General features: G+C 60.6%; 10 protein-coding genes. All 10 read left to right on the plus strand.

Annotated features, from left to right (window positions below; translation table 11 throughout):
- Positions 1 to 8 precede the first annotated feature (8 nt).
- The 10 genes from DY251_RS19500 to DY251_RS19545 all read left to right on the plus strand — a co-directional run bounded on the left by DY251_RS19500 (position 9) and on the right by DY251_RS19545 (position 13,624).
- Entirely contained in the window at positions 9 to 6,446 is a 6,438-nt protein-coding gene (locus tag DY251_RS19500; protein ID WP_116625583.1) for a strawberry notch-like NTP hydrolase domain-containing protein, read from the plus strand.
- Positions 6,447 to 6,834: 388 nt separating this feature from the next.
- Positions 6,835 to 7,611 (plus strand): helix-turn-helix domain-containing protein, encoded by a 777-nt coding sequence (locus DY251_RS19505; RefSeq protein ID WP_147307482.1) that lies wholly within the window; start codon positions 6,835 to 6,837, stop codon positions 7,609 to 7,611.
- Between the two features lie 186 nt (positions 7,612 to 7,797).
- Entirely contained in the window at positions 7,798 to 8,010 is a 213-nt protein-coding gene (locus DY251_RS19510; RefSeq protein WP_116625585.1) for a hypothetical protein, read from the plus strand.
- A 12-nt stretch (positions 8,011 to 8,022) separates the two neighbouring features.
- Positions 8,023 to 8,676 carry a hypothetical protein gene (locus DY251_RS19515; protein ID WP_147307483.1) on the plus strand — a complete coding sequence of 218 codons (654 nt, stop codon included), beginning with the start codon at positions 8,023 to 8,025 and terminating at the stop codon, positions 8,674 to 8,676.
- Positions 8,676 to 9,434, plus strand: coding sequence for a hypothetical protein (locus tag DY251_RS19520; protein WP_116625587.1), 759 nt, complete (start codon positions 8,676 to 8,678; stop codon positions 9,432 to 9,434). Before DY251_RS19515 ends, DY251_RS19520 begins: the two co-directional genes overlap by 1 nt.
- Positions 9,431 to 10,438: a hypothetical protein gene (locus tag DY251_RS19525; protein ID WP_116625588.1), complete on the plus strand. Its 1,008-nt coding sequence runs from the start codon at positions 9,431 to 9,433 to the stop codon at positions 10,436 to 10,438. The genes DY251_RS19520 and DY251_RS19525 overlap by 4 nt, the downstream gene beginning before the upstream one ends.
- 14 nt (positions 10,439 to 10,452) lie before the next feature.
- Positions 10,453 to 11,454 carry a hypothetical protein gene (locus DY251_RS19530; protein WP_116625589.1) on the plus strand — a complete coding sequence of 334 codons (1,002 nt, stop codon included), beginning with the start codon at positions 10,453 to 10,455 and terminating at the stop codon, positions 11,452 to 11,454.
- Positions 11,455 to 11,460: 6 nt separating this feature from the next.
- Positions 11,461 to 11,943, plus strand: coding sequence for a hypothetical protein (locus DY251_RS19535; RefSeq protein WP_116625590.1), 483 nt, complete (start codon positions 11,461 to 11,463; stop codon positions 11,941 to 11,943).
- A 5-nt stretch (positions 11,944 to 11,948) separates the two neighbouring features.
- Positions 11,949 to 12,578, plus strand: a complete 630-nt coding sequence (locus tag DY251_RS19540) for a hypothetical protein (protein ID WP_116625591.1) — start codon at positions 11,949 to 11,951, stop codon at positions 12,576 to 12,578.
- Between the two features lie 5 nt (positions 12,579 to 12,583).
- Positions 12,584 to 13,624: a hypothetical protein gene (locus DY251_RS19545; protein ID WP_116625592.1), complete on the plus strand. Its 1,041-nt coding sequence runs from the start codon at positions 12,584 to 12,586 to the stop codon at positions 13,622 to 13,624.
- Positions 13,625 to 13,710 lie beyond the last annotated feature (86 nt).

Here is a 13,710-nt window from a genome sequence, read left to right on the forward strand (position 1 = left end):
AGGCCCCCATGCCTTCGGTGGTTTTACCCATTCTCGCGAAGGATCATGTTGGAGCCGCGTACATTCCGCGTGCGGCGCGGATGCACGCGGCCCGCAGCGATTTGCTCATAGTGGTGAAGTCGGAAACTGGCGTGCGTCCGGTCGAAGCGGCTCTGAAAGAGCACGGCGTGCCGATCCTCAACACGATCAAGACGGATGATGCCACCGCACTTATCGTCCGCCCCCCTGACGACCTGCGGGCGGTCGATCTCTGGACGCGCATGGGTATCAGCGCCAGAAACTTGGCCGAGCGTGATCGAACGGTTGATCTGGAAGATCATGTCGTTCTGATGCGCCGTTTTCGGGACTGCCTGAATGGTGCGGGGATCGCGTCACTGGAAACCCCGCGCCGGATCGGCATGAATCTGGCCGGCTCGGTGGTTTATGAGACCATCGGCGGACGGGTAGCTGTAAACCAAGAAAACCAGCCGCATTACGAGTATGACCGTCTTCCCGATGGGAGGGAGAAGGGCATCTATCGAGACCGGTTTTTGCGGGCCATTGGCGAGAACGATCTTCGTGGCTGCGCCGAAGGCATTGCGCGCTCGATTGCGACGGGTGAACAGTTCGACCGGCGCAAGCTCGCAGCTCTGCATGCCGATATCGTCTCGAACCCCGACCAGCCGGGCCTAGATCTCTTCTCCTTGCAGGAAGAGATAGAAGCTGCGCTGGTGGTGCAGGCCGCCCGTCTGGCGGGGCAGGGGATCGCGCTTCGTGACATCGCGCGCGAGCTGAACGACCGGACCGCCGCCCATGGTGAGCGGACGGCCGGGCGGCTGCGGTTGCAGCAGTATTCGACGCCACTAACGATCTGTTCGGTGGCCGCCGACATCCTGCGGATCAGGCCCGAGGATGTCGTGCTTGAACCGACAGCCGGTAACGGGGCGCTCGCTATCGGTGCGGCCGTAGCAGGTGCAAGAGTCGAGGGTTTCGAGATCGATGAAAGCCGGGCGGCGCGCGGTGAGCGGACGCTTCGGGAGGCCGGAGCCTCGTCGGTGGCGATCAGCGCCCGCGCGTTCCCGCACAAAGGCGAGAACGCGGAGGGGCGCAGCTACGATGTCGTACTCGCCAATCCGCCCTTCGAAGGATTGAAGCAATCGGTCGAAACCGACCGCCATGGCCGGAAGCTGGCAATCAACCGTCTCGATCATCGCATCGTGTATGATTCGCTGGAGTTCCTGAAAGCGGACACCGGCCGCGCCTTCCTCGTGCTGCCCGGCGAAATGAAGACTGAGGGCAAGCTGGAAGGCGCACTCGACAGCTTCAACCGCTATCTGCATGCGACGTTCGAAGTGGCCGGCGCGGCAATGCTGGACGGTCGCCTGTACCGGAAATCCGGGGCGGAATTTCCGGTCATCCTTTATGCGCTCGGCCCACGGCTCGAAGAGCCAAAAGCAGGTGCGGATGTGAAGGCGCTGCCTTCGGAGCTTCCTTATCTGAGAACCACGGACGAATTGTTCGGCTGGGGTGACGCTACCAGCGCCGCGATGATGGAGATCATGGAGCGGCGCGGCGTCTGGTCGGCCGAGCAGATGGCCCAAGCGGAAGAAGCCGCTCGCGCCCGACCTTCCGCCGAGGATGCGCAGGAGGCGGAACGGCCTGCCGTGACGAAACCCCGGCAACGGCGCTGGTTCCCCCGCCGCGCTCCGGGCGAGGACGCCGGATCGGTCTCGGGCCGCTCGGCATCGGCTGGGGAGCGCGACACCGGCCGGCCGGCCGGCCGGCGAGGTGCGCCCCCGGTGCTGGATGGTCCTGTGGCCGGCGTCGCACCACGGCCGGTACGAGAGACGCAACCGACAGCCGAGATCGAGGACCGGCCGGAACGTGGCGAAACGCGGACGGCGGGTGGATCGCCGGAATCTTCTCCAGCGCCGGGGCAGACGGAACCTGTTTCGCCGCCTGCGGCCGTCGAGCCGCCACCGGCTGGGGAGCTGGAGGTTCCGCCTATCGTGGAAGCCCCCGAAGCCCCCCCGATCTTCGCCGACACGATGCCGGATGATCTGGACGAGGAAGACAGCCTCGCAATCACGCCGGAAGTGTTGATAGACGACATCGTTTTCGACAACGATCCGTTCCAAGTCACCTATGAGCCGGCCTCGAAAGTGGGCGGCCCGCTTCTGAAGATTCAGAAGGCGCTCGCCGCGCCAGTCGCGGAAGCGTTAGCCGATCTGGAGCGCATTCGCGGGCCAATTGACGCTTTCGTCGCCGATCAGCTCGGCGTGCCGGAGGAAGAGCTGGGCGCGCTGCTGCACGCAGGGCAGGTGGATGGCGTCGGCCTTTCGCTGCACAAATCGCTGAACGCCAAGTCCGTCATCATTGGCGATCTTATGGGCGTCGGGAAGGGCCGGCAGCTCGCCGCCATGACGCGGGCGGCCATAAAAGATGACCGGCCGGTATTGTTCTTCACGGACAATCCAGCGCTGTTCACCGATTTCATCGCCCGCGATGTGGCGACAGTGCTGCGCAAGCGTCCGTCCGAGCTGGTCGAGAACATCCGCCCATACATCGTCAACAGCACAGCGGATGCGTCGATCATTGATCCTGAGTTCGAGGGTGTGCGCCGTGGCGCGCATGGCTACGTGTTCAAAGCCGCCAGTGCGGCGGCGAAGAAAGGGAAGGAGATCGACAGCTCCGTCAACATGGTTCTGTCGTCGTATTCCCAGCTCGGCGCGGTCGGCCGGCAAGCAAAGCTTGAGGCCATCATCGACTGGTTGAAGCGGCAGGATCGGCCGCCACTCTTGATGATGGACGAATCGCACAAGGCGGCCGGCGAGGCCTCGAATGTCGGCCAGCTCATGCAGTCTCTGGTCGAGCATGTGACAGAGATGGATGGATCGGTGGTCTATTCATCCGGTACAGCCTTGAAAGGAGCGCGCAATCTGCGTGTCTACGGCTCGGCGCTGCCGGATGTCGGCCTGCCGACTGACCGGCTCGTAGAATTGATCGAGCAAGAGCCGCTGGCTCTGCAAGAAGCCCTTTCGTTCGAGATGGCGCGAGGCGGCGCGCTGATCGCGCGCGAGTTGGACAACACGAACGTTGCGCGCGAGACGCTTTCGCTACAGGACATCGACCCTAACCGCTATGCGCAGGTGCTCGAAAAGGTCGATCTGTTCGCGAACCACATGGCCGAGCTTCTTGCGCTGGGCAGGGAGGTCAAGGCGTGGTCTACCGAGCGCGAGCGCGAGCTTGAAAATCTGGTCAAGGAGACGACGCATTCCGAGGAAGAGCGCACGCGGGCACTCGGCCTCGTGAATGTCCATTATCAATCGCCGGCCTCGCGTTTTCATCACTTGTCGAACTACCTCACGCTGTCGATCAACGGCGTGTTCCTTGAAGACATGGTGCTGCGCTCGATCAGCGAGGGGCGCAAGCCGGTGATCGCCGTGGCGAACACTGGCGATGCACTTTTGCGCGATCTGATCAGCCAGCAGCTCGAAGAAAACCTGACCGGCGATGATGAAGTCGCAGTTGTCGCACCGGGCGGGGAAGTCCGCTTGTCGGAGAAGCCGAACCTCGGCCATGTCGTGAAGCGCATGGCCGACAGGCTTCTGACGGTGAAGGAATCGAACGGGTTCGGCGTCACCGCCGATGTGCGCTTGGAGGAATACGAGGGCTGGCTGGTTGATTTCAATCGCCGGGTGGACGAAGCAGATTTCTCTCTGCTGTCCTTGTCGGTGATCGATGACTTGTCGGCCGCGCTGGAAAAGCACGGCCTGTCCTTGGGCGAGATTACCGGCCGGTCATTCACGATCCGGCAAGCTGATGATGGCGGATACGTGGCGTCGTCGCGCGCCAAGCCTCTAAAGCATGACGTGGTTTCCGCGTTCAACAACGGCCGCTCGGACGTTCTGCTGCTGAATCAGTCCGCCGCCGTGGGCCTTTCGGCGCATTCGTCGCCGGCAGTGGGCTTCGATGTGCGGCCCCGTGAAATGATCAAGGCACAGATGCAGGCGGACGTGGCGCAAGAGCGCCAGATCGACGGGCGCATCAACCGGGTAGGGCAATTGCACCCGCCCCTCTATACGATCCCGCAACAGGGACTTGCCTCATCCGACCGGCTGGCGCAGCTCTTCAATCGGAAAAACCGCTCGCTCACTTCGGCGAGCACGGCGACCCGAGAGAACGAGTCGAACATCAGCGAAGCGCTCGATTTGCTCAACGAGGTTGGGCAGTTCGTCTCCTTCGAGTATCTGTCAAACAATCCCGATATCGCGGAGCTTCTCGACATCAATATCGATGTCGATATAGACCCCGAGAAAATCAGAAGCGGGTTCTCAGAAAAGCTGATGGGGCGCATGATCGCGCTGCCAACAGGTATGCAGCGCGCTATCATGGGCGAGCTGGACACCGCTTTCCAGATGCGGGTGGGGCTACTTGACGCCCTTGGCGAAAATCCGCTTCGCCTGCGCGAATACGACTGGAAAGCGCAGGTGGAAGAGGTCCGGCAGTTGATCGCAGGCGATCAGGCCTCCGAACGCATGTCGGAGCGCTCACTGGTGCTCAACAAGATCACCTACCGAGAAGCCGTGAAGCCCTTGCGCACGTCCGGCGTGGATGACGCCATCGCACGCGGCGAGGGCCGCATGGTGGACGACATCACGCGGCGCAGGATCACTGTCGAGGAGAAGATCGATGAGATCGCACCGGGTACGCTCGGCAAGGCGATTTCATTCTCAGACACCATTTTCGACCGCCTGATGAACCGGGCCGAGGATTTGCGTAGCCTCGGCGCACAAGAGCACAGCGTCGAGAAGGCGGCGGAAGTCTGGTCGCGGCGCGCAGCCATCGAAGCTGCCGGCGATGCGAAAGGCTTCGAAAAGATGGTTGTCGAGGCCGGGAACAAGGTGCTCTTCCTTCACCAGATCGCGCCTTTGCTAGAACCTGGCGCTATCGTAGCGGTGAACCCCGCCGCCATCGGCCGGTTGCGGGAAACCTCCCTGTTTCAGGCGGCGGTCGATTACATCGAGGGAACGAGCTTCGCAGATAGTGAAATCGCTATCCCGGCCGTCATCACGGACGTGCGCTTTGACGAAGAAAAGGCGCTCAACCTCGGAGCATGGGACATCCGTCTTGCGGTGCCCGGCGAAGAGCGCCTGATAGAGCTTCCACTGGCGAGCGCCTTCGCGGCGGCCGAGGACGCTCGCCAGAAAGGCGAAGCTTCGTGGGTGTTGGAAGCCGCGCAGGTCACGGATAACGCGCTCGGCTTGATGAAAGAGATCGCGCCGATGTGGTCTGAGATGTTGACCGAAGCGCTGTATTCGGCGGGCGGCGAGCCGTTCGCCGCGACGGCCGACGATATCGTACATGCCGCGAAATTCGGTGGCGGTACGGCCGAAGCGCAGCTTATGGAGCTGCTGATCGAGAATGTCGCCGGGGGCCATGTGTCCCGCACGCGCTACGCGGTCGAGGGGAACCTGTTTGCCGCCGTATCGGCTCTGGCCGGGAAGCGAATGGGCGAAAAGGCGATGTACACGGACGAGACCGGCACGATCCGGCACTGCTACCTGTTGAAGAAGGACGGGCACAAAAAGGTTATCGAGAAGCTGGGCAAGAGCATCGCCAGTCGCGTGTCCTATGTGAAGCCGGACGAAGACCGAGTGCAGGCTTTGCTCGACGGGTTCCATGCCTTAACGCAGGGCCTCGGCATCGCGGGACCGCCTGATCATGCGAAAGCGATGCGGGACTATCTGCTCCCGCAGTTCGTGCCCGATATCGAGCATCGGCTTGCAGACCTGAACATATCAGTCGACCCGGCCAAGATCGCGGCGGCGCTGGAACCCAAGCTTGCAGAGCTGCATGTCGAGTTTGTGAAGGCCGTGCGCGAGCTGGGCACGGTCAACACCGGACTGTTCGTCGGGTCCGATCCATTCGGCGATCCGAACGAGAAGCTATTCTCCACCTGTTGCGCAGTGCGCGTGCGCGAGAGGGGAAAGGACGAGGAATGCTCCTTTGCTGCCTACCATGACCCGACAGGCGTTGCGAGGCTGGCTTCGGCGGTCAGCGAAGCCGGGGCATTCGCGGCTTACAAGGGCAATTCCTATGATATGGTCGTCAAGGCAAAGAATCACCTTTGCGACAAGAAAATGAATGGCATGGCCGCCGACTGGAACAATCGAGGACTGACGGGGGCCACGCTTAGACATGCGACGGTTGGAAGATCGTCGGGAAGTTCGAACGAGGTCGCGCGCATGATCTGCCACGCCTCACTCGATCCGAAACTTGGATCGGGGATGGTGGGAATCAAGGGCGCTTTAGTGGCATACAACGATCTCGTTCAAGTCGTGTCGCGCCGTCTGGCGGCCGAGCTTTCGGCTGATCGTTCGGCAACGGCAGAGTTGGTGAGTGGTGCGTCTACTACCGCAAAACCGGAAAAGTCGGCATCGTCAGCGATGTCGGCAACTATGTGAAATCGTGCGCGTATATGATGGGGTTTGACAAATTTCACATTTACGCGTCACACTCAAATGTATGTGTAACGAATCTAGGTGATTTGGGATCAGTTTGATGAACTAGGGCCATAAAAGCAAAAGCCCCTCTCGCGGGATCAAATCGCGGTCGGGGCTTTGTGTAAAAGATAGAACCCATTCCGATCTTCGGAGACGCGTTCTCTTCCGTGCTGGTAACAAGGAAGATAGCGGCTTCTCCGAAGAATGCAAGGGGTTTTGCCTTCTCACAGGCGGATTTGGCCCACAGCCAAGTGGGACAGAGATGAACGAAAACCCAGCATGCACAACCCTATCCAATATACACGAGAGGGTCGGCAGATTACCGACCATCGCGGCCGTCGATGCGCTGATGCGCGAGGTATGGGGCCGCTATACCGGTGCGCCCGGCGAAGACGAAGTTGTTGAAGCAATCAACAATGCCGCCACCGCCCGGCGTCATGAACTTCGTGAACTGGCGCAGACCGGCGCGGTAAAGCGAGCGGCGGCCAACGCTGTTCGTCATTCACGTTTCCCCCCGCCGCTGCCGAGCGTCCGGCTCACTCCGCCCGAGAAACGCGAGGCCGCTGATCGGCGGCGCGGTCTGGCCGATTTTCTCGTCCATCAGGTGCCTGCCGCCTTCATCGAGCGATTGCCGCAATGCGGAGCAGCCCGCGCGGTGCTGGCAGCAATCTGCCAGTTTTGCGCACGGGACCGGAATCGATGCGATGCGGCTATCAATACGATAGCCGAGAAAGCCGGCGTCTGCCGGTCATCGGTCAATCAGGCCTTGCGACTTTTGGAAGAGCTTGGCTTGATCAGCATCGACTCGGGGCGACTTCGCGGCACCGTGTCCGTAATCCGGGTTCTCGCGACCCCGCTCGCGAAATTGGTTGCCTACTGCCGTTCGAGGCTCGGCCGCTGGAAACGGCACCGCGCCGAAAAATCACCCGAACAGCTCTCTTTTTTTGGGGGGGGTGTGCAAAAATGCAGCCAGAAAGAAGATTCAAATATTATAGATTCTTCTAAGAGGGCTACGAACGGAGAACCGTCGCATAAGCTATCGAGAAAGATGGAAAGCATGCGTGGCACCAAACCGGCCACCGGCTGGGCCATAGGTCGCTTTTCGCCCTCTGTAGGCAGCGCTTAGCGCAAAACCCGACTTTTTTGACCGAAACGGCGCTTTTTCTTCGAGAAGCGCTGCGATCCCGCATGTCTGCCGTGTCCCGCATCCGCGTTGTGGTGGATGCGGTGAAAAGCGCTTGGCCTTTTTTTGAATTATGCAGTATTTGTGTGAGAGAAAATCATGTGTATCATCACGAGGCGGTAATCTGAGATGACGCAAGGCAGCAAGGACAACGGTTCGGTTCACGAACTTCGAGCAAGCGTTCTGCTGCCAGTCTTCGAGCATTATGCCTCGGAGCGGCGCGAGCGCGGCCTGAATGTCGAGGCAACGGTGGCCGCCGATCTGCTCGCAGGCGTTTGCTCGCATCAGAACGTGAAAATCGCAATGCTCGCGGTAAGCGCTTGGCAGTCGCGCGTCGGCTAGAAGGAGTGGAAGATGCAACGAATTGGGGTTGTGGTTGGGGGCACCTTGCTGGCGCTAGCGCTATATGCGGCTCCCGCATCGGCGCAGTCTGCCGGATCGGGCTGCGGGATTCAGCAGGCGGCCGACTTGGCGATGCAGCGCCAGATCGCCTTGCTGGATGCCGCAAAGGTAGATAGCTCGAAGTTCTTCAATGGTGCCAACAGTTGCCTTGGCGCGAATCTGCTCAAATCCTTCGACCTGTCGAACCTGATCCCTTCTTCCATGGATTTCTTGGGAAGCATCGGCTCTTCCCTGATCGACAACGTGATTCAGCAGGCAACCCAGCAGGTGTGTCAAGTTCTGAACAATCAGCTCCAAGATATCGTTGGGAAGATCAACGGGCAGATGTTTGACTTCAATTCGCTGATGGGATCGCAGATGTCCGATCTTCTCGGCGGGTCTGGATCGAGCATCAGTCCCATCAACATTCCGAACCTGCCTAACATGGGGCAATATACCTTCACGAGTGCAAGTGTTCCGACATCGGACAACCCGACATCACCGATCTATCAGCCTCCGGCGGGCAATTCGGGTGTGAACGGAAGCCAGACCGGGACACCGGCCGGATCGACGACACCCGATCTGTTCAACAATATGTTCTCGCCAGCCGGGCAGAACGGAGGCTGATGATGGTCTCTCGCTCCGCGATCATCTTCCTGACGGCATTTGCGACGGCGACTATTGCCATCACGCCAGCGCAGGCGTCGATGGAGCTTTGGATCGCGACATTCGAGCGCGTCATGGGTGGTCTCAAGGTCCACGACAAGCAGCGCTCCGCATCTCGGCAGCAAACCCAGCAAGTCGTCCGAAAGAGCGACGAGGCTGGGGTGAACGCGATCTTGTCGCAGGAACAGGCCTACCGCGTAGCGGATATCAAGAATCGCTACAGCTACGAATATGGGCAAGGTGAGCAAGCCTGCACGGTCACAGCCAGCCTCAACGGCATGACGGGGACAGTGAAAAGCCAAGATAAGATGCTCAAGTCCTTTTCGGCTGCGGAGAGCAATTACATCAGCCGGGGCGGTAATGCTGCGGCGAACATGAAAAACTCGATGCTCAAACGCGTCGGCCACTACTGCACGCAAGAAGAACGCGCGGTGCTAGGCGATACCTACTGCAAGGCGGGGTACAGCAACGAGCGCAATGCGGGCGACTCGAACGCTGGGCCGTTCCTTTTCAGCCGGAATTATGGGCCGGAAGAGGTCGTGACGGCGGGCGATTATGTGGATGTCCTTGCTCCATATCCGACCATCGAACCGAATGCGACGGATAGCGGCGGGCAAGTCAGGTTGATCGACGCCCGGCGTCGGGCGGCGCTCATGTCGGGCGCGCGGTCGGTCATGATGGGCGTGGCAGTGGCCGGTATGGGAGGCGACAGACAATGAAAAAATCGCGGAAACTGGCGCTTGCTGGATCGGTTCTTGTTCCGGTCATGATGTTCGGTGGCGAGGCTTCGGCTGCGGTGTGCGCGATCAACGCGCATGTCATCCAGCGCACTATCGAACTCGAAGGGAAGGTGGTCGCTCAGATCACACTTTCGGAAAATCTGCTCATCTTGGAAGAGAAGAGGCAGCGGGAAATGCTGCTCGCCGCGTTGAAGGTCGTCACGAAGCAGGAAAGCGGCTCCGGGCAGCAAACCTCCATGGTTGTTCGCAAGTCGGCGGAAGCTGCGGCGAATGTGAACAATCAGCAGCGTCAAGCCTATGCCATAGCCGACGCGAAAGAGCGCTACGGCACAACCGGCTATAATGCCTGCGATTTGCAGACCAAGGGGCAGACCTTCTACGCGGCAAATCAGTCAATGGCGTCGAAGGCCCAAGCGGTTTCCAGTGGCACGTATTTCAAGCCGGGCGATTTTGCCTCGCCGCGTTCATGGTCGCAGTTTGCCACGGGGAACAAGTCGTTCGATGGCGAGAGCCTGTTCCATGGTGGAGATGCTGCGAAAGACTACATCAACCTTGTCGTGGGTCCGCCCGTCGAGGATGTAGGGCAGGGAGCCGAGCGAAATGTCTTCATGCTCGACAAGAACCGGCGCGATGTGCGGCGCTCCGTCTCCAAGGAGGTCATGGCCTCTATCGCTGCCGAGTATGATCCAGCCGGTCCTCGCGTGGCGCTGGAAGAACTGACGAAGCACTGGACCGGTGACGATGGCGGCGAGAAGTGGGCCGCCGCGATGGCGGATAAGCCACTTCGCGCCGCGCTGCTCGACGCCGTGAGGATCGAAGCCGCGAATATCGCCGTGATGGCCTATCAAGCGAAAGGATCGGCCCGCACAGAACTGGCCCTTTCCTCATATGCCCTCGCACGGATCAATCAGATCGTGCAGGGCGGCTCGACCTTGCCGGTGGTGGTGTCGAACCGGCCAGACCAACGGGCGGCGGCGCAATGAGAGGGGTAAGTCAGATGCGGATTGCAGTGCGCGGTTGGATGCTGGCGGCAACGGTTGTCTCGGCCGGAACCCTGTTCTCTGGACAGGCTCATGCGGCTTGGTGCTCGATCACGACAGAATGGATGGCGCAGCATGCCAAGACGGAGGCGGCGCTGATCGAGCGCACGAAGCTGCTCGAAACGCGGGTCGCCTTCGAGGGAGCGCAGACGCTGGAACAGGTGCTGGCGGCGCTCAAGGTGGTCAATCGCCAATATGCCGGAGAAGAACAGCGTCTCCAAGAAACGGTGAAGAAGAGTCAGGAGGCCTATGCCAACACCGTCAACGAACAGGTGCGCAACGAGCGCTTGGTAAAAATCAAGGAGGACTATTCGTATGAGTCCGGGCAGGGCGCGAACGCCTGCGCGCAGGTAGCGTTCCTAAGCCGGGTCACATCGACCTTGAGCGGCCAGACCAGCGATGCGTCCTCGATGTACAAGAGCCTCGACGTATCGCCGGGCGGCGTCCCCTCGGAACGCGATCAGGCACAAGCGCGTCTCGATCCGGCGTCCACGGATGCCTCTGTCCTGCTCAACGTGTCTGCGAACAGGGCTAAAAAGCAGCAAGTTATCCAGCAGCTCGCCGGGTTTGCGATCCCGAAGCCCTTGCCACAAGAGAAAGGTACACCTGCTGGCGAACTGGCGCTGATGCGCTCGCGCCAAGCCGAAGCATGGCGCTCGCCAGCATTGGTGTCTCTCTCCGCTGTGGCGGCGATGAGCAACACGTCATCGCTGGGGATCGGCGACGGTGCCGGTAGCGTGACGCAGGCGCTCAACTCCCTGATCGACAATTACGGCGGCGGCCCAGCCTATCAGAAATGGACGAATGCTCTGCAAATGCAGTCGGAGCGGGGTCTCGTCGTGGAACTGAACCGCCTGCGGGCGATCTCAATGCGCTTGCGCACATACATGAACGACAGTGAAGCCCGAAAGGCGGCGGTAATGGCCGCTTTGCTCGCGGCCGAAGCATCTGGAAAGTAGGGGATTATGGCGACTGGACGAGGCCCTGACGGCAAAGACCTTGGAAATCATGTAACCGATCAGGATGTCGTGTCCGTCGATGAAGATATCGGCGCGATAGAGCCAGCGCCGGCCGACGACTATTACGACCCGACCGAAGAAGAGCAGGAACCGGACGAGGACGCCACTCTTGATGACGTTGATGAGGGGCATGCTGAGACAGATGATGATCTGAGTGCCCTCGATCAGCTCGACGCGGAAGGCTTGGAGGTCGCGGACGGGGCCTCCTACTCGCAGGAGATGGCAGTCAAGGAAACGGCACTCGCGGAGCGGCGTCGAGAGGCCAATCAGGCGGCGATAATCCAGCTCGATCCGGCCCTCTTTGCCGCTGCCGAGCAACGCCTGTTCGATCAGATCGCCAGCGGCGAGACTTTGCATAGGGCGCAACAACGCATCCAAGAAGCGGTCAACCGGGGCCTGAGCAATCAGGGCTTCGATATGCAGGGGTAGCCGGGATGGTGGATGAACGACGCGACGATTTTGGTGCTCCGCTCGATGATGACAGCCCATCGATGGACGCCCTTAACGGGTCGATGGATGTCGGCCCGCTTGATGACGACGACATTGACGACATCATGAGCCAGCCGGGCAAAGCCGGGCCGGGCGAAATCGCGCTGGATGCGAGACCGAAAATCCATGCAGCTTCGTTGTCGTCAGCGGAACTGTTCGCGGAAGGCAAGCTCGACAACAAACCGCTCGGAGAGTTTTTGAACGAGCGTGGATGCGACGGCGTGCCGCCCGGCACGAGCCGCCTCTGGTATGTTGGTAACGCGGACGGCGGTGGAACGTGGATGTACGCCACTGCTCCGGGCATCATCAAAGGCGCGGTGAAGCCCGGCTATGACGTGATCATTGCCTATGGCGAGGACCGGAACGATGTCGAGGTTCGCATTTGCGTGCTGATGATTGCCGAGACGGCTGATGGTCGATGGCAATCTCTGAAATTCCGCAAGGCGAACGCCATCAAAATCGAGGGAGGGAAGGTCGCTGCGGCCGGAGCCATGGAGGAAGCCATGGTGGTTGGCGCGCTCGACGGCCGGGGCTTCGGGCGTTCTCCCTTCCGTTTCGACAACGAACGCGGGTGAGTGTCATGAGCCAAGCTAAAAACCAGAAATGGTACGACTTCGGACAGGAAGCAACTGTCAGCCTGCGCATGATCGGCTCCATCCCCGGCAACTATGTCGTTCGGCTGGTGCTTCCGAAGGAGCCGATCAAAGAACAGCTCATGCGGGCCTATGAGGCCGGTTGGTCTCGCGCCCGCAACGATGACGGCCACGCTTTCGACCATCTTACCCCGGTCAAGAGCCTGTCGGAGGTTTCGACACGGTTGATGGCCTTTTTCCCGAAGGAAAAGATCGCTGCGGCATTGAAGGTGGCGGAACAGCCGGATGTCGAGATCGCGAATCCTCTGCCGGTGAAGGAAGATGCGGCGGCGATTGCCGAACGCATGATCTCGCATTTCGCGCCGGATTCCCCGGATGAACTGCTCCGGCATATCCGTACTTCCATCGCGAAGGCGCAGACCATCGTCGGTGATCGGATGGCTGTAGCCAAGAAACTGCCGTTCGGCGGGGATGGGTTCGCCATCTATGAGCGCCTTCGTGAGCGGAGCGACGAAACGCACGCCGCCGAATGGTTCAGCGCGGTGCTGTGGGCACTATCCGAGCAGATCGACGGCTGGGAAGGCGAGCTTGAGCGTCTGATGGAGGCTGACGCGAGAGGCAGCACGGATCTTCCGCAGCCGGACGAACGGATCGTTCGCTATGTCGCCCGCGAGAAAGAGGTGTTCCAGCGGTTTGAGGCGGAAGGCTTTACCGGAAAACCGCTGTCGGAAGCGTTGTTCGGGAGCATGGTGGTAGATTTGGGGGGCAATGTGCCCTACCGCGCCTATGATGGCGCGCTGATCAATCCGGCCGGCGCGCCCGATTTGGCAAAGAACACGTTCAGCGCGCAGGCCGGCGTAAGCAATGCCGTTGCCGCCGATGCGAAAGCCCGCCTTACGAGCGCGCTCACGGCGAGCGCCCGCGCCTTCGGCATCTCTCGCGACCGCCTGTTTGGCACCAACGAAGTCAAGTTCATGTTGGGCACTGCTGTCAGCCGCAAGAACAGCGGCATGAAGGGGGCGTGTTGATTTCCACTCAGAAGTGAGCCGGGTTTTCCATCGAGAAGTGAGCCACCTCTGATTATGGATTTCGAGTCATGCTGGGGTCAATACGG

It is taken from the genome of Mesorhizobium denitrificans (assembly GCF_003403035.1).
Lineage (GTDB): Bacteria > Pseudomonadota > Alphaproteobacteria > Rhizobiales > Rhizobiaceae > Mesorhizobium_G > Mesorhizobium_G denitrificans.